Annotated in this window: 16 protein-coding genes; 12 read left to right on the forward strand and 4 right to left on the reverse strand. The window is 62.0% G+C overall.

Going from position 1 to position 20,420, the window contains the following annotated elements; all coding sequences use genetic code 11:
- The first annotated feature begins 75 nt into the window (after nucleotides 1–75).
- Genes glgC through malQ form a run of 3 tightly spaced genes read left to right on the forward strand, consistent with a single transcriptional unit; the run spans nucleotide 76 to nucleotide 4,539 of the window.
- A complete protein-coding gene (glgC, locus tag GLW01_RS13650; RefSeq protein WP_160899392.1) occupies nucleotides 76–1,353 on the forward strand; it encodes a glucose-1-phosphate adenylyltransferase in 1,278 nt (425 codons plus the stop codon).
- Nucleotides 1,343–3,025: a glycoside hydrolase family 57 protein gene (locus GLW01_RS13655; protein WP_160899393.1), complete on the forward strand. Its 1,683-nt coding sequence runs from the start codon at nucleotides 1,343–1,345 to the stop codon at nucleotides 3,023–3,025. Before glgC ends, GLW01_RS13655 begins: the two co-directional genes overlap by 11 nt.
- Nucleotides 3,022–4,539 carry a 4-alpha-glucanotransferase gene (gene malQ, locus GLW01_RS13660; RefSeq protein WP_160899394.1) on the forward strand — a complete coding sequence of 506 codons (1,518 nt, stop codon included), beginning with the start codon at nucleotides 3,022–3,024 and terminating at the stop codon, nucleotides 4,537–4,539. Before GLW01_RS13655 ends, malQ begins: the two co-directional genes overlap by 4 nt.
- On the opposite strand, the gene glgP is transcribed toward malQ, so the two are convergent.
- Nucleotides 4,487–7,048 (reverse strand): alpha-glucan family phosphorylase, encoded by a 2,562-nt coding sequence (glgP, locus tag GLW01_RS13665; protein WP_160899395.1) that lies wholly within the window; start codon nucleotides 7,046–7,048, stop codon nucleotides 4,487–4,489. The genes malQ and glgP overlap by 53 nt on opposite strands.
- 166 nt (nucleotides 7,049–7,214) lie before the next feature.
- Between glgP and GLW01_RS13670 the strand changes: the two genes are divergently transcribed.
- On the forward strand, nucleotides 7,215–8,231 hold the full coding sequence (locus GLW01_RS13670) for a hypothetical protein (protein WP_160899396.1): 1,017 nt from the start codon (nucleotides 7,215–7,217) through the stop codon (nucleotides 8,229–8,231).
- A 4-nt stretch (nucleotides 8,232–8,235) separates the two neighbouring features.
- On the opposite strand, the gene GLW01_RS13675 is transcribed toward GLW01_RS13670, so the two are convergent.
- A complete protein-coding gene (locus GLW01_RS13675; RefSeq protein ID WP_160899397.1) occupies nucleotides 8,236–9,006 on the reverse strand; it encodes an SDR family NAD(P)-dependent oxidoreductase in 771 nt (256 codons plus the stop codon).
- A gap of 107 nt (nucleotides 9,007–9,113) precedes the next feature.
- Between GLW01_RS13675 and GLW01_RS13680 the strand changes: the two genes are divergently transcribed.
- From GLW01_RS13680 to GLW01_RS13710, 7 genes are all read left to right on the forward strand, one after another.
- Nucleotides 9,114–10,085 carry a 1-phosphofructokinase family hexose kinase gene (locus tag GLW01_RS13680; protein ID WP_286173316.1) on the forward strand — a complete coding sequence of 324 codons (972 nt, stop codon included), beginning with the start codon at nucleotides 9,114–9,116 and terminating at the stop codon, nucleotides 10,083–10,085.
- Between the two features lie 62 nt (nucleotides 10,086–10,147).
- The gene (locus GLW01_RS13685; RefSeq protein ID WP_160899399.1) at nucleotides 10,148–11,680 is read left to right on the forward strand and encodes a PAS domain S-box protein; all 1,533 of its coding nucleotides are present in this window, start codon (nucleotides 10,148–10,150) and stop codon (nucleotides 11,678–11,680) included.
- The gene (locus tag GLW01_RS13690; protein ID WP_160899400.1) at nucleotides 11,673–12,293 is read left to right on the forward strand and encodes a response regulator transcription factor; all 621 of its coding nucleotides are present in this window, start codon (nucleotides 11,673–11,675) and stop codon (nucleotides 12,291–12,293) included. The genes GLW01_RS13685 and GLW01_RS13690 overlap by 8 nt, the downstream gene beginning before the upstream one ends.
- 138 nt (nucleotides 12,294–12,431) lie before the next feature.
- Nucleotides 12,432–13,115 carry a Crp/Fnr family transcriptional regulator gene (locus GLW01_RS13695; RefSeq protein ID WP_160899401.1) on the forward strand — a complete coding sequence of 228 codons (684 nt, stop codon included), beginning with the start codon at nucleotides 12,432–12,434 and terminating at the stop codon, nucleotides 13,113–13,115.
- Nucleotides 13,109–15,880, forward strand: coding sequence for a cation-translocating P-type ATPase (locus GLW01_RS13700; protein ID WP_340162458.1), 2,772 nt, complete (start codon nucleotides 13,109–13,111; stop codon nucleotides 15,878–15,880). Before GLW01_RS13695 ends, GLW01_RS13700 begins: the two co-directional genes overlap by 7 nt.
- 507 nt (nucleotides 15,881–16,387) lie before the next feature.
- Nucleotides 16,388–17,245: a sensor domain-containing diguanylate cyclase gene (locus GLW01_RS13705; protein ID WP_340162461.1), complete on the forward strand. Its 858-nt coding sequence runs from the start codon at nucleotides 16,388–16,390 to the stop codon at nucleotides 17,243–17,245.
- 54 nt (nucleotides 17,246–17,299) lie between these two features.
- Nucleotides 17,300–17,611, forward strand: a complete 312-nt coding sequence (locus GLW01_RS13710) for a monooxygenase (protein WP_160899403.1) — start codon at nucleotides 17,300–17,302, stop codon at nucleotides 17,609–17,611.
- Nucleotides 17,612–17,807: 196 nt separating this feature from the next.
- Here GLW01_RS13710 and GLW01_RS13720 read toward each other — a convergent pair whose 3' ends face one another.
- Nucleotides 17,808–18,428 carry a fused DSP-PTPase phosphatase/NAD kinase-like protein gene (locus GLW01_RS13720; RefSeq protein ID WP_160899404.1) on the reverse strand — a complete coding sequence of 207 codons (621 nt, stop codon included), beginning with the start codon at nucleotides 18,426–18,428 and terminating at the stop codon, nucleotides 17,808–17,810.
- Between the two features lie 135 nt (nucleotides 18,429–18,563).
- On the opposite strand from GLW01_RS13720, the gene GLW01_RS13725 reads away from it, so the two are divergent.
- A complete protein-coding gene (locus GLW01_RS13725; RefSeq protein WP_202405740.1) occupies nucleotides 18,564–18,938 on the forward strand; it encodes an ArsR/SmtB family transcription factor in 375 nt (124 codons plus the stop codon).
- 326 nt (nucleotides 18,939–19,264) lie between these two features.
- Here the strand turns inward: GLW01_RS13725 and GLW01_RS13730 are convergent, their stop codons facing one another.
- Entirely contained in the window at nucleotides 19,265–20,353 is a 1,089-nt protein-coding gene (locus tag GLW01_RS13730) for an NAD(P)-dependent alcohol dehydrogenase (protein ID WP_160899405.1), read from the reverse strand.
- Nucleotides 20,354–20,420 lie beyond the last annotated feature (67 nt).

The raw sequence follows: 20,420 nt of genomic DNA on the forward strand, positions 1-20,420 counted from the left end.
TTGACCCGCGTCAACGCACAACGGGGTATCCGATGCTCGAATGGAATGGCCGCCATGTTCCAGACCGGAGAGAGGATGAACGTATCCGCCAAGGTGTCGAATCAACGCTACATCAGTCGCATTACCCAGAACACGCTGGCCCTCGTTCTTGCCGGCGGCAAGGGGACCCGGCTGGGGTCGCTCACATCCCACCGGGTCAAGCCGGCTGTACCCTTTGGCGGGCATTTCCGGATCATCGACTTCCCCCTTTCCAACTGCGTCAATTCGGGAATACGCCGCATTGGCATCCTGACCCAGTACAAGGCGCACTCCCTCATCCAGCACGTCCATCAGGGGTGGGCGTTCCTGCGCCCGGAACTGGGCGAATTCATGGAGCTGCTGCCCGCCCAGCAGCGAACCGGCGATGAGTGGTATCTGGGCACCGCCGATGCGGTCTACCAGAACATGGATATCCTGAGACTGCATGACCCAACCTACCTTCTGGTGCTGGGTGGCGACCACATCTACAAGATGGATTACGGCCCGATGCTGGCGCAGCATGTCAGCAGCGGGGCCGATGTCACCGTCGGCTGCATGCCGGTGCCGATCAGTGAGGCGTCCAGCTTCGGGATCATGGAAGTGGATGCCACCAACCGCATTCAACGGTTCACTGAAAAACCCACGCACTGCGAGCCCATGCCGGACCAGCCGGACTACGCCCTCGCCTCCATGGGCATCTATGTGTTCAATACGCGCTACCTGCTGTCACGCCTGCTCGTGGATTCCAACAGTGCGACATCCGGCCACGACTTCGGTAAGGACATTATTCCGGCTGCCGTTGCCGACAGTGATGTGTTCGCCTTCCTGTATCTGGGACATGATGGCGAGACCTCTGCCTATTGGCGCGATGTGGGCAGTATTGATTCCTACTGGAGGGCCAATATGGAGCTGATCGGCGTCAACCCCGAACTCAACATCTATGATCAGCGCTGGCCCATCCTGACCTGGCAGCGTCAGGCGCCGCCCGCCAAGTTCGTACTTGATGAACCGGGTCGCTGCGGCGTGGCCACCAACTCCATGGTGGCTGGTGGCTGCATCGTCTCCGGCGCCACGGTGCGCAACTCGGTTCTGTCGTCGCACGTGACCGTCGCGGAAGGGTCAACCATCGAGAGTGCCGTCCTGCTGGAAAACGTCAGGGTCGGACGCGATGTCCATATCAAGCGCGCCGTGATCGAGACCGGCTGCACCATACCGGATGGCATGCACATCGGATTCGACGCCGTCCTGGATGGCACTCGGTTTGAGCGCAGCGACGGCGGCATCATCCTCGTCACACCCGAGATGCTGGGACAGGAGGTGAATCATGTCCGATAAGCGCCTGCGCGTCGTTCTGTGCTGGCACATGCACCAGCCGGAATACAGGGACCCCCTGACCGGGGAATACCTCACACCCTGGACCTACCTGCACGCGATCAAGGACTACGTGGACATGGCGGCCCACCTTGAGGACGCGCCTGAGGGGGTGCAGGCGGTGATCAACTTCCCGCCCGTACTTCTGGAGCAGATCACCAGTTACGCCCGTCGGGTCCATGATCTTCTGGAGTGCGAGAGGCATCCGGGCGACCCACTGCTCGCGGCACTCGCACTGGAGCCGCCGGTCCAGCCCCGGGAGACGCGCCGCGCCCTGCTCCAGCGCTGCCTTCAGGCGCACCAGCAGACCATGATCGATCGGTTTCCACCGTACGCGCGGCTGGCGGCCCTGGCACGCAGGGCACTGGAGACCGACACTGGCCCCGGTTACCTGACCGACATCCATCTCACGGACCTGGTGACCTGGTACCACCTCGCCTGGCTGGGCGAAACGGTCCGTCGTCGCGACCCCCGCGTCCGAACCCTGATGGAGAAGGAACAGGATTACGGGATGGCCGACAGGCGCCTTCTGGTCACGATCATCGGAGAGCTCCTGGCCGGTCTACTGGACCGGTTCAGCGCCCTGGTGGACGCGGGACGCCTGGAGCTGTCCACGACGCCCTATACCCACCCCATGCTGCCTCTTCTGATCGACTTTAAGGCCGCCACCGAGGCCCGGCCGGACACACCCCTGCCGCAGCATCCGTACCCTGGCGGCCTGGAGAGGGCCCAGTGGCAACTGCAAAAGGCGAGGCGGTCTTTCAGTGAACACTTTGGCCACGAGCCAACAGGATGCTGGCCCTCCGAGGGCGGTGTGTCAGCGGCAACCCTGCAGCTGATCGGCCAGTCCGGCTTTCGCTGGACCGCCAGCGGCCAGGGCGTGCTCAGACACAGCCTGGCGGACGCGGACCCGGACTCCGGCCAGCTGCACCGGCCCTACCGGCTCGATGAAGACGGTCCTGTCTGCTTTTTCAGGGATGACGAACTGGCCGACCTGATCGGGTTCAGCTACAGCCACTGGCATGGTGATGATGCGGTGGCCGACTTCGTGGAACGCCTTGAGGGCATCGCCGCCGAAGGGGATGGAGGGCGGGTCGTCGCGGTCATTCTTGATGGCGAGAACCCCTGGGAACATTACCCCGACAATGGTTTCCATTTTGTCCCGGCACTTTACAGGGCACTCCTGCAGAGCGGAGAACTGCTCCTGACCACCTTCAGCCGCTGCCTGGACGACACGGCCGTACCGGTGGAGCACCTGCCACACCTGGTCGCCGGCAGTTGGGTCTATGGCGACTTCGGCACCTGGGTTGGCGACCCGGACAAAAACCGTGCCTGGGATCTGCTGTGTGACGCCAAGGCCGTCTTCGATGAACGCTACCCCCACCTCCATGACGCGGCGCACAAGGCGCTGACGCTGCGTCAGCTCGCCGTCTGTGAGGGCTCGGACTGGTTCTGGTGGTTTGGTGACTACAACCCGGAGGAGGCGGTCGATGAGTTCGACCGCATCTATCGGCGCCACCTCGCCACCCTCTATGAGCTGCTGGAGGCACCCTGCCCCCCGACCCTTGATACGCCCATCAGCGTCGGCAGCGGAGGCCCCGAGATGGGCGGCGCCATGCGCCGAAGTCACGAATGACCCTGCCGCTGTCGTGGCAGGGGCAGCGCCAGGCGGGCGTCCTGCTGCACCCCACATGCCTGCCCGGCGGGGGTGATCTCGGCCCTGCGGCACGTGACTTCGTGGATTTTCTCGCCGCCTCGGGATTCCGTGTCTGGCAGATGCTTCCGGTTGGTCCCGTTCACGCGGACGGCTCACCGTATCTGTCCCAGTCAAGCTTTGCCGGCAATACCGGCCTGATCAGTCCTGACGACATAGTCGGGCTCGGTCTTCTGCCCGATGGCATCGACCCGGAAAACCTGAAGTCCCCGGAGCGCCGCGAACTCCTGACGCAGGTCCACGGGACCCTTCCCGATCACCCGGAACACCGGCATGCTCTGGCACTTTTCCGCGAGGCGAATGGCGGCTGGCTGGATGATTATGCCCTTTTCCGCTGCCTTGCACGACACCACGGAAACAGGCCCTGGCCGCGCTGGCCGACGGCGGAGAGCCACCGTGATCCGGAGCGACTGGCGACGCTGCATGCGGACCTCGCGCCCGAGATCGAACTCGAGTGCCTGGGGCAGTATCTGTTCGCCCTGCAATGGCAGGCCCTTCATGACTACGCCGCCGATCGCGGGATCCAGCTTTTCGGGGATCTTCCGGTCTACGTGGCCCACAACAGCGTGGATGTGTGGTGCCACCCGGAACTGTTTGAACTGGATGACGCCGGCCATCCGGCCGAGGTCGCCGGTGTTCCGCCGGATGCCTTTGCCGAGCACGGACAGTACTGGGGCAACCCGGTCTACCGCTGGGATCGCCATAAACAGGACGGCTACCGATGGTGGATCGACCGCCTCGGGCACCAGTTGCGGCGGTTTGATCTCCTGCGCCTGGACCACTTCCGGGGATTCGAGGCGTACTGGTCGATTCCCGCTGGCGCGGCCACGGCGGCCGAGGGGCGCTGGCGCCAGGGACCCGGTATTCAGCTCTTCAACGCCATGTACGAGTCCCTGGGCCCGCTCCCCCTGGTTGCCGAGGACCTCGGCGAGATCACGCCGGCTGTTGAACGCTTGCGGCAGGGCCTGGACTGCCCTGGCATGCGGGTATTGCAGTTCGCCTTCGACGGCGATGCCACCAACCCGCACCGCCCCCACAATCACCGGGTCGACACCGTTGTCTACACCGGCACCCACGACAACGACACCACGCTCGGCTGGTGGCACGCCTGTGACGCGACGACCCGCACCACAGCGATGGACTATCTCGCAACGCCCTCGGGCCCCATGCCCTGGCCCCTCATCCAGACGGCCCTCAACTCCGTCGGGCAACTTGCCATAATTCCGTTACAGGATCTGTTGGGACTGGGGAGCGAAGCGCGCATGAACACACCCGGCACCACTCACGGCAACTGGCAATGGCAACTCGAACCGGGGGATCCGCCGTTGAGCCTGATTCCGCACCTGCGCCATGCCCTGACGATCAGCGGCCGCTGCGGGCCGGTCACACCCAGCGCATGCACCCCATCTCCAGGGGATGCTGGAGACGGCGATTGAAGGGGTACATCCGGACGTGCATCCGGAAAAGGCCATTCTCGGGCGCGGGTATGGCAAGGACGAAACGATGCCCTCTGGATGCATCCTCGTCCCGGGCGCTGAAACGATAGACCCGCTCAGCCGCATCCGTTGCCATGTCCGGAGTAAGCAGGCACTCCACGACCACATCATCCGGTGACAGCCCGTTGAGGTTGGCATCCACCGTCAGGATGGCGTCATTGTCCCCCTCGGTTGCCTCCGGCGGCTGTTCCGCCCAGGCCATTGTCACACCGGACCAGGCCGCGCAGACCCGCGCCTTCCATTCAGCGAGCTCACGGGCGCCGGCACCCCCTGATTCCGAGAGACCACGCGCACCGGCGACGGCCGGCGCATAGATATCCTCGGCGTACCGCAGGACCATCCGCTCCGCACTGAAGCGCGGCAGCACCGTGTACATGGAAGCCTTGCACCGGCTTACCCAGTCTCTCGAGTAGCCGCCGGGACCGACATCGAAGTAGCTTGGGACCACTTCATGTTCAAGCATGTCCAGAAGGTCCTGGGCCTCGACCAGGTCGCGCTGATCGCTGGGCAGATCGTCACTGTGCGGTGCGATCCCCCAGCCATTGTGGCCATCAAAGCCCTCGGCCCACCAGCCGTCCAGTATGCTCAGATTGAGCCCGCCATTGATGGCCGCTTTCTGGCCCGAGGTTCCGCTGGCCTCCAACGGGTATTCCGGGGTGTTGAGCCACACGTCCACACCGGTCACAAGCTTGCGTGCCAGCGCGATGTCATACCCCTCTATCAGGAAGACACGGTTCAGAAATGACGGCTGTGACGCGAACTCGTGAACACGCCGGATCAACGCCTGGCCAGGCATGTCCTGGGGGTGGGCCTTACCCGCGAAGAGCAGGATGACCGGACGTTCGGGGTCGCCCAGGATCCGCGTCAGGCGCTGCATGTCCTCGAAGATCAGCAGCGCCCGCTTGTAGGTGGCGAAGCGCCGAGCGAAACCGATGATCAGGGGTTGCGTGTTCTCGGCCGTGATGACACGGCGCATGCCCTCAATACGCGCGCGACTGAAATTGTTGCGGCGATACTGTTCCCCCAGGCGCTCACCTAGATCCGAAAGCATGTCGCTTTTCAGCGACTGGGTCAGACTCCAGAAACGGTGGTCCGGAATCCGCTGGATGGTCCGCTGCCAGAATTCCGTATCATCAAGGTGGGCTTTCCAGTCCGGACAGTGTCCGTCGAACAGGTTGACCCACTCCCGCGCCAGGAAGGTGGGTATATGAACCCCGTTGGAGACCGATGAAAGCGGATTCTCCGCCGGCTCAATGTCCGGCCAGACATGGGATTCCATCTGCGCGGCGACATCACGATGGACCCTACTGACCCCGTTGAATCGCCGGGCGCCACGAAGTGCCAGTGCCGTCATGTTGAATCGACCCCGGTTCTGGGGCGATCGCGCCAGATCCAGAAGCGTCTTCACGGGCACCGCCATGGCCTCAGCCAGCCCCCAGAGGTACTCGGAGGCGAGATCCTGATCAAACAGGTCATGCCCGGCGGGAACCGCCGTATGCGTCGTAAACACGGTCGCAGCCGCCGTTGCCTCCAGCGCTGCCTGGAAATCCAGCCCCTGCGCGACCCACTCCCGGCACCGCTCCAGAATCAGGAACGCGGAATGGCCCTCATTGATATGCCAGACGCTCGGGGTCAGGCCCAGCCGCCGGAGTGCGAGAACGCCGCCCACACCCAGCAACAGTTCCTGGGCAATACGCATGCGCCTGTCCCCCCCGTAAAGCTGGTAGGTAATGGGGCGGTCCTCGGGCTCATTGACCGCGACGTCGGAATCCAGCAGATAAAGATGGACACGGCCAACGGTCACCTGCCAGATCTGGACTACCACCTCACGCCCGGGAAACACCACCGGAATATGGATGGGCTCGCCCTGCTCGTCCAGCACCAGCGTGACCGGCAGTTCATCCAGGCTGTAGGGGTTGAGATGGATTTCCTGGCCACCAGTGCGGTTGATCGTCTGGCAGAAGTAACCCTGGCGGTACATCAGACCAACCGCCACAAACGACAGCCCCAGGTCACTCGCTGCCTTACAGTGGTCCCCCGCCAGAATCCCGAGGCCCCCGGAATAGAGAGGCAGACTCTCGTGCAGGCCATACTCCATGCAGAAATAGGCGATCAGGTCCCGGTCGGTATCCAGCCCCTGAACCTCACGCTCTCTCGGGCTGGTGATCGACGGATCGAGATAGGCATCAAATGCGGCGAGAACCTCCTGGTATCGCAGGTTGAAATCCGTGTCCTGAGCCAGCGCCTCCAGCCGGTGCTGAGCAACCCGCCGCAGGAAAACCTTGGGGTTGTGACCACAGCTTGCCCAAAGCTCAGGATCGATCCGGAAGAAAAGCCCACGGACACCACGATCCCAACTGTAGAAAAGGTTGTTCGCCAGCTCCTCAAGCCGTGAAAAGACATCAGGGAGGCGCGGCCGTACTTCCAGGTAATACTCATTACCGCTCATCCGCTGTCTCCCTGTCTGGAGGGTCGAAGACTCCATGCTAGGGGCGGATTCCTGCCGCAGTATTGACCGCGGTCAACCCCGGCGCTGGCGCTGGCGCGGCGTGGGTGCCTGCTTTCGGTTACACTCAGATTCCACTGGTCCGAACCTGAAGGCACGAGGAGTCACAATGGCTTCATCCACCACCATACGGCTGCATATTGGCAATGCCATACCTCCGGCAGGCGCTGCCAATAGCGTGGAGATCATCAGACTCTGGCGACAGATTGGAACGTCGTTCAGCGACCGCCCCTTCGAGGCGCAAAGCGGTCTCCAGGATGGTGCCCGGGCGTATCGGGTCCATTTCGACAGCAGCCGGCTGCTGCAGGCAATGGAAGCCGCCATCGAGCAGAACGGCAGTTTCAGCAATCACCGCAGCGCGCATATTGACGATCCGGGAAACCGGATCGATGCGGAGCTGAGCATCACGATCACCGGCGAGGCCGGTCTACCCGGGGAACTGGAAAGCTACCAGGTCGCCACGGTCTTCCTGCAGCAGCTGCTCCTGGCCACCAGCCTCATCCATCCGGGTGCCTTCCAGATGCTCAACGCCCGATTCCTTGGTGAGGGCGCCCACCGGTTCGAGGCCCAGCAGTACGATGCCCGCATTCTGCATGGCGCGCTTGGAATGGCAATGGCCAACGGCTGGCCGGGCCTGGAAACCCCGGGCCTGGAGACCGTCTGGCACTGGCTCGACCACACCGGTGTGGCGCGCGCCGCCACCGCCATCAGTGATGTAGATCGGGTTCTGTTCACGCTGCTGAAGGTTGCTGAACAGCGCCATGAATACAGTGCCCGAACCATCCTGCTCATCGTGTATCAACTGGAAGTGCTGCTGGACTGCCGTGAGACCCGCAATCTGGAACAGCTGCGCAACCGCGCCCGACTGGTTCTTGGGCCCATTCCCGAGCCCGCGGACTGTTTCACCGAGCTCCATGAAGTCCGGGACAGCCTTTTCCTCGCCAACCAGCCCGTACACCGACCGCCCCTGATCTGCCACAACACCGCCACGGCGCTGCGTGAACAGATCGGCCAGCACAATTCGGCGGTGGAGGCGGGCACCGCTGTGGTTCTGGCCCTGCTCCAGGACCTGATCGCCCATGATGCCCTGGCCTACACCTTCACCGAGCAGATGGCGCGACGCTGATCCATCAGCGAGCGGTGTAGCCTCCATCAATCGTGAGCTCGGTGCCGGTCACAAACTTGGATTCATCCGAGGCCAGATACAGAACCCCATAGGCGATATCATCCGGCTCGCCCACGTGGCCAACCGGATGCAGTCCATCCAGATGGCTGCGAAAGGCGTCGGCGCCCTCTTCCGAAGCCTCCGCCAGATCCGCGACCAGCGGCGTCCAGATGAAACCGGGATGGACGGAGTTCACCCGGATGCGGTCCCTTGCGTAGAACAGGGCGTCATTCTTGGTCATGAGGCGAACCGCGCCCTTGGACGCATGATAGGGGGGCAGGTCAGCAGCCCCGACAATGCCGTAGATTGACGACAGATTGATGATACTGCCCCCACCCGCCGTGCGCATCAGCGGAATGGCGTGCTTGGTGCAGCAAAAAACACCGGTGACATTCACGTCCATCACCCGTTCCCACTCCTTGCGCGTCACCTCGTGTGTGGGCTTGTTGACGCCTGCGATGCCCGCATTGTTGACAAGCACATCCAGAGTCCCGAAAGTTCTCACCACATCCGAGAACACTTCTTTCACCCGCGCCTCGTTGGCGGTATCCATGTGCCAGTAGTCGGCCTCGCCGCCTTCCTCCCGGATACGGGCGACGACGGCACCACCCTCACGGTCATCGACATCCGTCACCGCGACCCTGGCACCCGCACCCGCCAGGCGCAACGCACAGGCCCTGCCGATCCCGAGTGCAGCCCCGGTTACCAGTGCAACCTTTCCCTCAACACGCTTCATCGAATGTCTCCTCGGTATGCTTCAATGAACCTCACTAGCGAGTCTACGCCTCCCATCCACAGCGGAATTGACGCGCCTCAAAAATCGGGCATCAAGCGACGCTATACTTGATCCGGTACACGCCCGCTCAGAGGGGGTGCTCTATCAATACAACCGTCACGACCCTGACGATGAACCCTTCGGTTGACCTCTTTGGGACAACCGATCACCTGGTCATCGACGCCAAGACCCGATGCCGCGAATCCAGCCGGGAACCCGGGGGTGGCGGGATCAATGTGGCGCGCAACCTGGCCATGCTCGGCCACGGGGTTCATACAGTCTTCCCGGCCGGTGGCGGCAACGGCCAGTTGCTCGAGACCCTGCTGTGCCGGGAGAGCATTCCCTACGAATCCATTTGCGTTGCCAATGAGACCCGCCAGAATCTCGCGCTTACCGAAACCGCTACCGGCCGTATGGTGCACCTTGTCTTTCCGGGCGCCGCTCTGACGCGGGATGAGTGGCAGAGCTGTGACGCGGCGATCCAGCGGGCCATGGCCAGAGCCCCCTACCTGGTGCTCAGCGGCAGCCTGCCTCCGGGCGCCCCCGAGGATCTCTACGCGCGTCTGACCGAAGCGGCCAAAGCCCATGCCATCCGCGTGGTTCTGGACACATCTGGCGCCCCGCTGGCGGCGGCCGTTGGCAGGGGTGTCCATTTGATCAAGCTCAACCGTAAAGAACTGGCTCAGCTCGGCTACACCGGCGACTGGACCCCGGAAAGCCAGCTGGAGGCGATGGCACAAATGGTTCAGGAGGGGGCAGCAGACAATCTGGTGGTGACCCAGGGAGACCAGGGGGCGTTGCTGGCGACCAGCGCCGGTGGCCGGTTCCGGGCCGTACCGCCCCCGGTTACGGTGGTCAGCCACGTCGGCGCGGGCGACAGCTTCGTAGCCCTGATGGTCCACAGCCTGATACGGCAGGCCCCCATGGCCGACGCCCTGGCCCAGGGCGTCGCCGGCGCGGCAGCGGCCATCAGCACCGACGGCAACCGGATCCGTGATCGCTTCCACATTGAGAGTCTGTTAAATAACGTCAGCTGTTGACCTCTGTCAATGGGGGTCACTATGATCAATAAAATCCTCACCCCCTTATCGGAGCCGTTCCCATGGAAGCGCATGGCCCTTCGGCATCCAGCGAATCAGAGGCATTCGGAAACGGCTCGGTCAGTGCCTTGCCGATCATCGTGGCTCAACTCGATGACTACTACCGTGTGCAGTTCGCCAGCGACGGACACAGGGCCTGGTTCGGCGTCGATCCCCAGCACCAGATCGGGCGTCACATACGCGAGATCATCGGAACGAACGCGTTCACCAGGCTCGAAAACCGGTTCCGTACTGCCCTCTCGGGCACCCAGACAACCTTTCACGGACAGGTACCCTACGCCCATTGCGGTCACCGCTTCGTCCACAGCGTCTATACGCCGCACGCCTTAGGGCAGGAAATGGGAACCGGCGTCCAGATGGTCGTGAGCGATCTCACGCCCTACCACAACCTGCGACGGCAGCTCGCCGACGAGACACTGCGCAGCCGGACCATTGTTCAGCATGCCATTGACGGCATCGTCACGCTCAACCACGACGGGATCATCCAGTCCTTCAACCCAGCGGCGGAACGGCTCTTTGGTTACACCGCAAATGAGGCCATAGGCAATAACATCGCGATGCTGATGCCGGAGCCGGACCGCCATCGTCATGACGACTATATCCGGCACTATCAACGCACCCATGAGCCCAGGATCATCGGCACCGGACGCGATGTAACCGCAATGCGCCGGGATGGCAACCCGATCGACATACGGCTCGCCGTTGCCGAGTTCTTCCTTGGCCAGGAACAGCACTTCGTGGGCTTTATCCATGACCTGAGCAGCCGCAAGCGGGCAGAGCGGGAAGCGCTTGAAGCCCGCGAAAACCTCGCCCATGCCAACCGGATTACCGCCATGGGGGAACTGGCAGCCGGGCTTGCCCATGAGATAAGCCAGCCTCTGACCGCGATCCAGGCGACCGCGGAAGCCTGCCGGTCAATGCTGAAGGAAGACAACCCGGACCCGACCATGCTCGCCGATGCTCTGGAGCAGATCACAGTACAGAGCCAGCGCACCGGCAGCATCGTCAGGGAGCTTCGCGATTTCGTGCGCAAAGGCAGCCCCGGCCAGATAGGCCGGCACGACCCTGAATCGCTGGTGAATAATGTACTGCCCCTGCTCTCCCATGAACTGGAGCGCGCCGGGGTGCGCGTGGTCTATCACCATGAGACACCACTGTGCGCCTGCCTGATCAACCGGATTCAGATCGAGCAGGTCCTGGTCAACATCCTGCGTAATGCCATTGAGGCCATGGAAGGGCACGATGGCGAGCGCCTCCTGCAGATCCGCAGTCGGCTCAGACCGGACGGGCAGTGGTGCGAGATCGACATCGACGACTCAGGCCCGGGCATTCCTCCAGCGCACATGAACCGGCTCTTTGACCCGTTCTTCACCACCAAAACCCATGGCATGGGGCAGGGCCTGGCCATCTGCCGGTCCATTATTGAACGCCATGGTGGCAGCCTGAAGGTAGAACCTCTGGCGATGGGCGGCACGCGGTTCCGGATCCTGCTGCCCCGGGAACACCGGGACGCGGAGGCCTCCGTTGATGCGTGATGCCCCCACTGTGCTGATCGTGGATGACGATCCCGCCATCCGGCAGGCCCTGACGCTGCTGTTCAAATCCGCGGGACTGGCCTCAGAATCCTTCGCTTCCGGCGGTCAACTGCTTGCGGCGGACAAGCCCAATGGGCCGGCATGCGTGCTGCTCGACCTGAGCCTGCCCGATCTGGATGGCCTGGAGGTACAACAGCGGCTTCACCGGGAAACCCCGGGGATTCCGGTCATTTTCCTGACCGGATACGGTGATGTACCGGTAGCTGTCCAAGCCCTCAAATACGGGGCCATCGACTTTTTCCAGAAGCCAGACTTCGATCGCCAGAATCTGATCCAGACGATCCGTCAGGCCCTGATCGACCATCAGGAGCAACTCGAAGCCGATGCAGCAAAACGGTCGGTTCAGGCACTGGTTGGCTCACTGAGTCACCGCGAGCTCGAGGTTGCACGTCTGGCGGCCGCCGGCCATGCCAATAAAGTGATCGGCATGGAGCTGGGGATAAGTGAGCGCACTGTGGAAACCCATCGAGGGCGGGCTATGAAGAAGCTCGGCCTGCGGCGCGCGGCGGATCTGATCAAAGCTGAAAAAGCACTGGAAGAGACCGACGCTTGAGCGGTATGGCCGCCCTGTGGCCGCATCGCTGATGGGTTGCGTGGTTCCCCTCATGGTTGCAGGTCCTCCCATGTCATAGTCTTTTTAGATAGGTCTGTACGGATCAGCACCAGGGGTTGGCCCACAGGGAGGGGCGTAATGACTATACACACCGAGCCTTACAGCAAAACCCTGAAACAGGGATACTCTATCCGAACCGGTCTGGCAGCCCGGATGCGAGCCGGCAACCTGATTCTCCGACGCCATGAACATCTGATCCATGCAGGCGATACGGTCAGATCCCCCTACCTGGTGGTCAGTGGAGTGTTCAAAAGCACCATCAACTATGAAAACGGCGACAGCCAGGTTCTGGGGTTCCATGTCCCCGGCGATGTGCTGGGGCATGAAATACTGCTGGATGCGCTTTCCGGCCGTGATGTCGTAGCGCTGGATACATCCAGTGTCCGAAGACTGGATCATCTCGACAGCGATACCCGCTGCCTTCTCATCGAGAGCATGTGCAACGAGAGCCGACGCCTCACCCGCCAGCTTCACCTTGAGCGCAAGTACTCCACGGATGCTCGACTCGCCGCCTTTCTTATTGATTATTCCGATTCGCAGGCCCGGCGCGGGTACAGCCGCTACGAGTTCATTCTTCCCATGGGGCGGCGAGATCTGTCGGGGTATCTGGGACTGGCGCCGGAAACCCTGTCGCGGGGGCTCAGTCGTCTCCGTGATCACGACATCCTGATGGTAAGCACCAACCACCTTAAGATCCTTGATCCGGAGCGACTCCGAAACGTATCCGGTATGGTGACGGACGAGGCAAGGTTGACGTGCTGAGGCGCTGGCCACGGGCCAGCGCTCCCACCAGCCGGGATACCAAGCCCAAACCGCCCTGGCAGGCGCCCACTGACAAATGGCATGCGCTCGATGCGGAGCAGGCACTTGCCCGTCTCACAACCACCACCTCGGGGCTGGCGGAAGACGAGGCAGGCCGACGACTCGCGTGCCACGGCCCCAACCTTCTGCAACGTGCCGCGTTTCGACCCTGGTGGCAGCGCCTTCTCGCGCAGTTCAACAACATCCTGATCCTGATTCTGATCGCGGCGGCACTGGCCAGTCTGGGCATGCGGCATTATCCGGACGCCGGTGCAATTCTGGCCGTGGTCCTCGTGATTGCCCTTATCGGCTTCTTTCAGGAAGGTAAGGCGGAGCAGGCGATTGAGAGCATCCGCAACATGCTCACGCTCAGAGCCAACGTTGTCCGGGGTGGTCAGAGAGCGCTCATCAGTGCGGAGGCGCTGGTTCCCGGCGATATCGTCATGGTGGAAAGCGGCGACCGCATCCCAGCCGACCTGCGCCTGGTTCAGGCCTCCCAACTACGTGCGGATGAAGCCGCCCTGACAGGCGAGTCCGTGCCGGTCGACAAACAGGTGGCGCCCGTCCCCGGGGATGCGGTGCTCGCCGACCGTTACTCGATGGCCTTTGCCGGCACTATCGTGGTTCAGGGCACCGCTCTGGGCCTGGTGGTGGCAACCGGCAGGACCACTCAGATCGGGCGGATCTCGGAGATGCTGCGCGGGGTTGAAAAGCTCAGAACGCCATTGCTGCGGCAGCTGGACCATGCCGGGCGGGTTCTCGCCGCTGTCATTCTGAGCGCTGCCGTCTTCATGGCGCTTTTCGGCATCATGGTTCACGGCTATCCGGCCAGCGAGATGTTCATGGCCGCGGTGGGGCTTGCCGTGGCGGCCATTCCGGAGGGACTCCCCGCCATTGTCACAATTGCCCTGGCCCTTGGTGTTCAGGCAATGGCCGGTAAGAACGCCATCATCCGTCGCCTGCCCGCCGTCGAAACCCTGGGCTCCATTTCAACGATTTTCACGGACAAGACCGGCACGCTCACCCGCAACGAGATGACCGTCCGAACAATACGGCTCCCCAATCGGGAATACGCGGTCACCGGTACCGGCTTTGCCCCGGAAGGCCGTTTTCACACACCGGATGCCCCAGAACCGCTGGATCCCACGCGGGACTCCGACCTTTTGAACCTACTGAAGGCCAGCATCCTCTGTAACGATGCGGAGCTCGCTAAAGCGCAGGAACAATGGCAGATCCACGGCGACCCAACAGAAGGGGCAATGGTGGTAGCCGCCATCAAGGCCGGACTTGATCCACCCACCCTGCGACGCCATCACCCACGCTTCAGCACGATTCCGTTCGAATCCGAACGCCGCTATATGGGCACCCTGCATGCAGTGGACGGACACCGGCGGCTTATCGTCAAGGGCGCCCCCGACCGGTTGCTCGAGATGTGTATTGGCTTCCGAAGCGTCGATGGTGACGGCCCGCTCAATGCCGAAACCTGGCATGAGCACATCCAGGCGCTGTCTGAACAGGGGCTGCGGGTACTGGCATTGGCCGAGCGGGATGTCGCGGACCTCGATGATCCCCAACTGGAGGAAGGACACGCCGAGAACGGCCTGATGCTTCTGGGGCTGGTCGGCATGTACGACCCGCCCCGCGACGACGTTGTCGAGGCCGTGGCGCAATGCCTTTCAGCAGGCATACGGCCGGTGATGATCACCGGTGATCACGCGGGCACCGCGCTGGCGATCGCGCGCCAGATTGGGTTTGTTCACACCAGACGGGTACTGACTGGCAGCGATATGGACTGTATGTCCGATGCCGATCTGGCGAACTGCGTCATGGAGGTCGATGTCTTTGCGCGTTCAACCCCGGAGCACAAGCTGCGGCTCGTCGAGGCCCTGCAGGCCTGCGGCGGGGTCTGCGCCATGACCGGCGACGGCGTCAACGACGGGCCGGCCCTTAAGCGCGCGGATGTTGGGGTCGCCATGGGCATTCAGGGAACTGATGCCGCCAAGGACGCCGCCGAAATGGTCCTGGCGGACGACAATTTTGCCAGCATCGTCAGCGCCATCCGTGAAGGCCGGAAAGTCTACGACAACATCCGGAAAACCATTGCTTTCCTGCTGCCAACCAACGTGGGCCAAGGCCTGTCCATCATGGTCGCCGTTCTGGCTGGCATCACCCTGCCGGTAACGCCGCTGCAGGCCCTGTGGGTGAACATGGTCGTCGCGGTGACGCTTGGCCTCGCCCTGGCCTTCGAACCGCCCGAGGCCGACATCATGCGGCGACGGCCACGGGATCCCTCCGCGCCCCTGCTCGATGGGTTCATGCTCTGGCGTGTTGTTTTTGTGTCACTACTGCTGGTGACCGGGGTCTTCGCCATATTCACATGGATTATGGTATACGAAGGGGGAAGCGAGGCACTGGCACGCACGGGCGCCGTCAACATGCTGGTCATGGGCAGCGCTGGCTATCTGATCAACAGCCGCTTCCTGACCAGAAGCGCCCTGTCACTCCAGGGCCTTTTCAGCAGCGCATCCGTTTGGTTGACCATATTTCTAGTCACGGGACTCCAGGTTGCCTGGACCTATACCCCCTTTTTACAGGGCATTTTCGGCAGCGAGGGGCTGCCGCTCTCCTATTGGGGGGTCATCCTTGGCGCCAGTATCGTTCTTTTCCTGATTGTGGAGCTTGAGAAGACACTCTTGCCCGACTCCACCGTTGAACCCGGTCCATGAAAAACGTCCGACTTGCTGAAAAGTGGTCCGACTGAGAGGCTGGCCTTAACCTCCTGCAGGTTCCTGTAAAAGCCGATAACGCCAATCGGTGCGGACACAGGTTGCGGGTTGACTCTTACAAGGCGATGAGCACGGCGCGGTCGCAAAAGGCATTCCGGAGCGAGAAAAACATGCGCGAGATGATTCATATGTCCATGGTGCCCGCCCCGGGAGCCGACGGCAATTGACCGTCACCGATAAAGGTGGCTTCCAGCCCAATATAATTGATGATGCATACAGGCTCGCCATCTCCATCGCCCGGGTGGCGCTGGGCAGCGACAGAAGCGACAATACAATCAGAACGTCAGGGACCACCAATCTGAGGGAAGCGTATCCACTTATGTCCCGTTGCTGCCCCAGTCCTGAAGGAAGCTGATAGTGGAACACACACCGGGGTTCTTACACGCGATACTTGATTCCATTAACGAGAACATCGTGGTCATTGATCCGGCTGGCGATATTCAGTACGTGAACAGATCCTGGAGCGCTTTCGGTAACAGCAACAATGCCTGTATGTCCGGCGATGACTGGCAAACACTGAATTACCTCGCGGAGTGTGACAAGGCATCCGCCATGGGGGATGAATTCGGCGCGAATGCCGCTGAGGGCATACGGAGTGTCCTGAATGGCGGCCAACCTGAATTCTATCTTGAATACCCCTGCCATAGTCCTGATGAAAAACGCTGGTTCATGATGCGGGTCGCCCCACTCCAGCTGAACGAGGCTGGTTACTTCGTGATCGTCCACCACAACATCACTGAACGGAAACTTGCCGAGGAAAAAGTCAGCGCGCTGGCGAGAATCGACGGGCTTACCGGCATCCCCAATCGCCGCGCCTTTGACGAATTCCTTCATGAGGAATGCCGCCGGTGTATGAGGCTCCGGAAACCGATCAGTCTCGCCATTGTGGATCTGGACCACTTCAAGCTGCTGAATGACACCTATGGCCATCAGGTGGGGGACGAGTGCCTGCGCCAGACGGCCGCCCTTCTACAGGAAACCGTGAACAGGCCAAGCGATCTCTGCGCCCGATACGGTGGTGAGGAATTCGCTCTGATCTGGGGTGACACGGCACAGGAACAGGCAAGGCAGCTGCTGAACCAGTTCCTTCGGAACCTGAGTGATTCAAGGATTCTCAACATACACTCGCCCACCGAGAAGTACCTCACGGCCAGCATCGGGCTGACATCCATTGTCCCCACCACGGATTCGGACATGGACCAGCTGGTTGCACAGGCTGATGACATGCTTTATCTGGCAAAAGCCAACGGACGCAACAGGATTGAATCCCAGGGCGAAGGGCACCCCGGGCAGATGACGCCATAAAGCCCCGCACTGCTAACATTAACCACAGCATCCAGTCATCGGCAGGAGCGTGTAATGAAAACACTGCTACAGATCGACTTCCCGTTCCCCGGCCCTTTTGGTGAGGGCATGACCGACGCCATGAAGGATCTGGCCATCTCTATCGCCGAGGAGCCCGGCCTCATCTGGAAGATATGGACCGAGATCCCGGAAACCAGCGAGGCCGGTGGGATCTACCTGTTCCATGATGACGCCAGCGCCCGGGCCTACCTTGAGAAGCACCGGGCCCGGCTCGAGGCGTTCGGCATCACAGAGGTGAACGCCAAGCTGTTCCGGGTCAACGAGGCCCTCACCGCGATTGATGATGGGCCTGTCGGGCCCGCTTAGGAGGCCCGGACAGTGCCCTACCCGCTGTCCCCACCAGCGACGGGAAGGACAGTTCCAGTGATGTAGCTGGCCGCATCCGAGGCCAGGAACAGGATCGGCTCTGCCTGCTCATCAAGGGTTCCTGGTGGAAAACCGCCTTTCAGGCCGTTACCCCTGATCCTGTCCGATGCTCCGCGCCCTCTGCGTCCTGAGGCCGCTACTGGGATTCTTCCAGGCCGAGACGTTCACGCACGGCCGGCTCCCGGCTGGTCTTCAGCCCGGCGGCCTTGCCTTCCTCCAGAGCGATCTCGGCGGGCACGCCCATCTGATGGCGATACAGTGCCCACATCGCGCCTACCCGGTTACTGCTGGCGCAGTGCACGAGAATGGGGTAATTGCCCGTCGCGGAGACGATCCCTGCGAACTCTCGCACCTGCTCTTCGGTCGGAGCTTTGCTGGAGACACTGATGCTGTAGAAATTCAGCCCGGCGTCATGGGCGGCTTCACGCTCCGCTTCCAGGCCTTCGTGGGGATTGAGCAGGCTCACAACCGTTTTGAAGCCCATACCCTTCAGCTCCGCCATCGCACCATCGGCCAGCTGGCCACCAGTTCCGATGAACGGCGCCGGGCGGTTATAGTTGCCCACCGCTCGGGTCATTTCGTCACCGTATGGCGCCAAGCCGATATCACGGCTGATATCGAAAGGCAGCCCCCGCTGGGCGGCCTTCTCCGCTACGGATGCCTGATGACGGTCAGCATCGTCTGCCTGGAAATGGGCACAGCCTGTGGCCCCCAGACTGAGAGTGAGCACCAGACCAACGGGCAGTGCTGCTTTCATCACGCGATTCCTGATCATCGTTTCTCTCCTTTCTCTATATTAATAATTTCTAATATAAAGACTGAAGAGCATCCAATGCAAATACAAGAGCCGTTCAACGCAGTATAATTGGGGCCCAAACCCGGGGAGCGACACATGGAACCAGACGACTACGCCAGTACCCTCCAGCAGTTCAGCGACACATCCGCCCTTACGCCGGATGAAATGGCTGAGCACGCGGCCGAGGCGACCCAGGTCCTGAAGTCGATCGCCAACCCCAACCGGTTGATGATTCTGTGCACGCTGACTGAGGGCGAGAAGTCCGTGGGGTCTATCAACAGCAGTGTGCCGCTCAGCCAGTCAGCGCTCTCCCAGCATCTGGCACGTCTCAGGGATGAAAACCTTGTCACCTTCAGGAAGGAGGGACAGTCGGTGCTCTACCGGATCCGCGACCCGAGGATTGTGGCGCTTATGAGCCGCCTGTACGAGCTCTACTGCGCGCCCGATTCAACAGGTCGGGGGGAGGACTGATCACCCGCGCTTTCTCTGCCGCGGCACTGGCGGGTAACAGACTGGCGCTCCATGATCTCCGCCAGGGGCTTTATCCGGGAATACCGCCATCAGCCTGCCCTGCAGTAAGGGAGAGGGCACACGGCGCAGGTACTGGGCACATCCTTGATGACGGCAACTTCCACCCTGTCAGTAGCGGAATCACCGCTCCTCGCAGAGCAGGAAGCCGCTACCAGTACCAGACCAAGAACCAGAGGGGCGAGCGGCATGAGGACTATCCATGAGAACTGAGGGTTCTGTTCACAGGGTAGACCCCAATACGACAATCTTCATGATCCGGGCCCGACTCACTCCAGTCGGAGGATCGGCTTGACCGTGGTCCCGTTCTTCGAGTCCTCAAACGCCTGGCTGATCTCACTGAAGCTGTAGAAACGGACCAGCTTATCGAACGGAAAGCGGCCGTCCCGGTAATAATCCACCAGCTGCGGGATGAAGACCCGGGGCACCGAATCCCCCTCGATCACGCCGATCATGGACTTGCCCTCGGCCATCAGGTCCTCGTGCACATTCAGCGTCACGTCCGGCGTGACACCCACGATCGCTGATACCCCGAGCGGACGCAGGGCCTGGAGCGACTGGCGGACCACTGCGGGCACTCCGGTGGTCTCAACAGCGTACTCACTGCCGCCGCCGGAGATCCCGCGGATCCCCTCAACCACGTCGTCCTTTCCACCATTGAGCACGTGGGTCGCGCCCAGCTCACGAGCCAGTTCAAGACGGCTGTCGTGAACATCAACGGCAATGATGTGGTGACACCCGGCAATGGCCGCGGCCATGATTGCGCTCAGGCCAACCGCACCGCAGCCATAGACCACAAGGCTGGTCCCGAACTCCGGCTTGAGACGGTTGAGCACCGTGCCCGCACCGGTCTGGATGCCACAGCCCAGAGGGCCGAGAAGGGCCAGGTCCACATCCTTATCCACCTTCACCGCGTTGTGCGCACTCACCACGGAGTGGGTGGCAAACGAGGACTGCCCGAAAAAGGTTGAGATCGCTTCACCGTCCTTGTGCAGCCGGTGACTGCCATCATCCATGGCACCGCCGAAATTGAGCTCATTGAAGGTCGAGCACACCGTGGGATGACCTGTGAGGCAGCGCCCACACTGGCCACAGTGCGCGAACGACAGAGCAACATGGTCCCCGACCGCCAGATCGGTCACGCCCTCGCCGACCGCATCAACTACCCCGGCACCCTCATGGCCAAGGACAATGGGATAGGGGGAGATGCCCAGATCCCGTGCCACGGCATCCGTGTGGCAAACGCCGGTGGCGACGATCCGAACCCGGATCTCACCCAGGGCGGGCTCCGCCAGCTCCACGGTATCAAGAGCGAAGTCCTCGCCCTGACCCGTTGTTACAGCAGCCTGAATCTGCATCAGTAGCTCCTCATTCCAGTAATTCCGTTGCGGGAACCGGGGCGGGCCACTGGTCCGCCCCATGGGT

The sequence above is a fragment of the Vreelandella halophila genome, assembly GCF_009856365.1.
Classification (GTDB): Bacteria; Pseudomonadota; Gammaproteobacteria; order Pseudomonadales; family Oleiphilaceae; genus Halospina; species Halospina utahensis_B.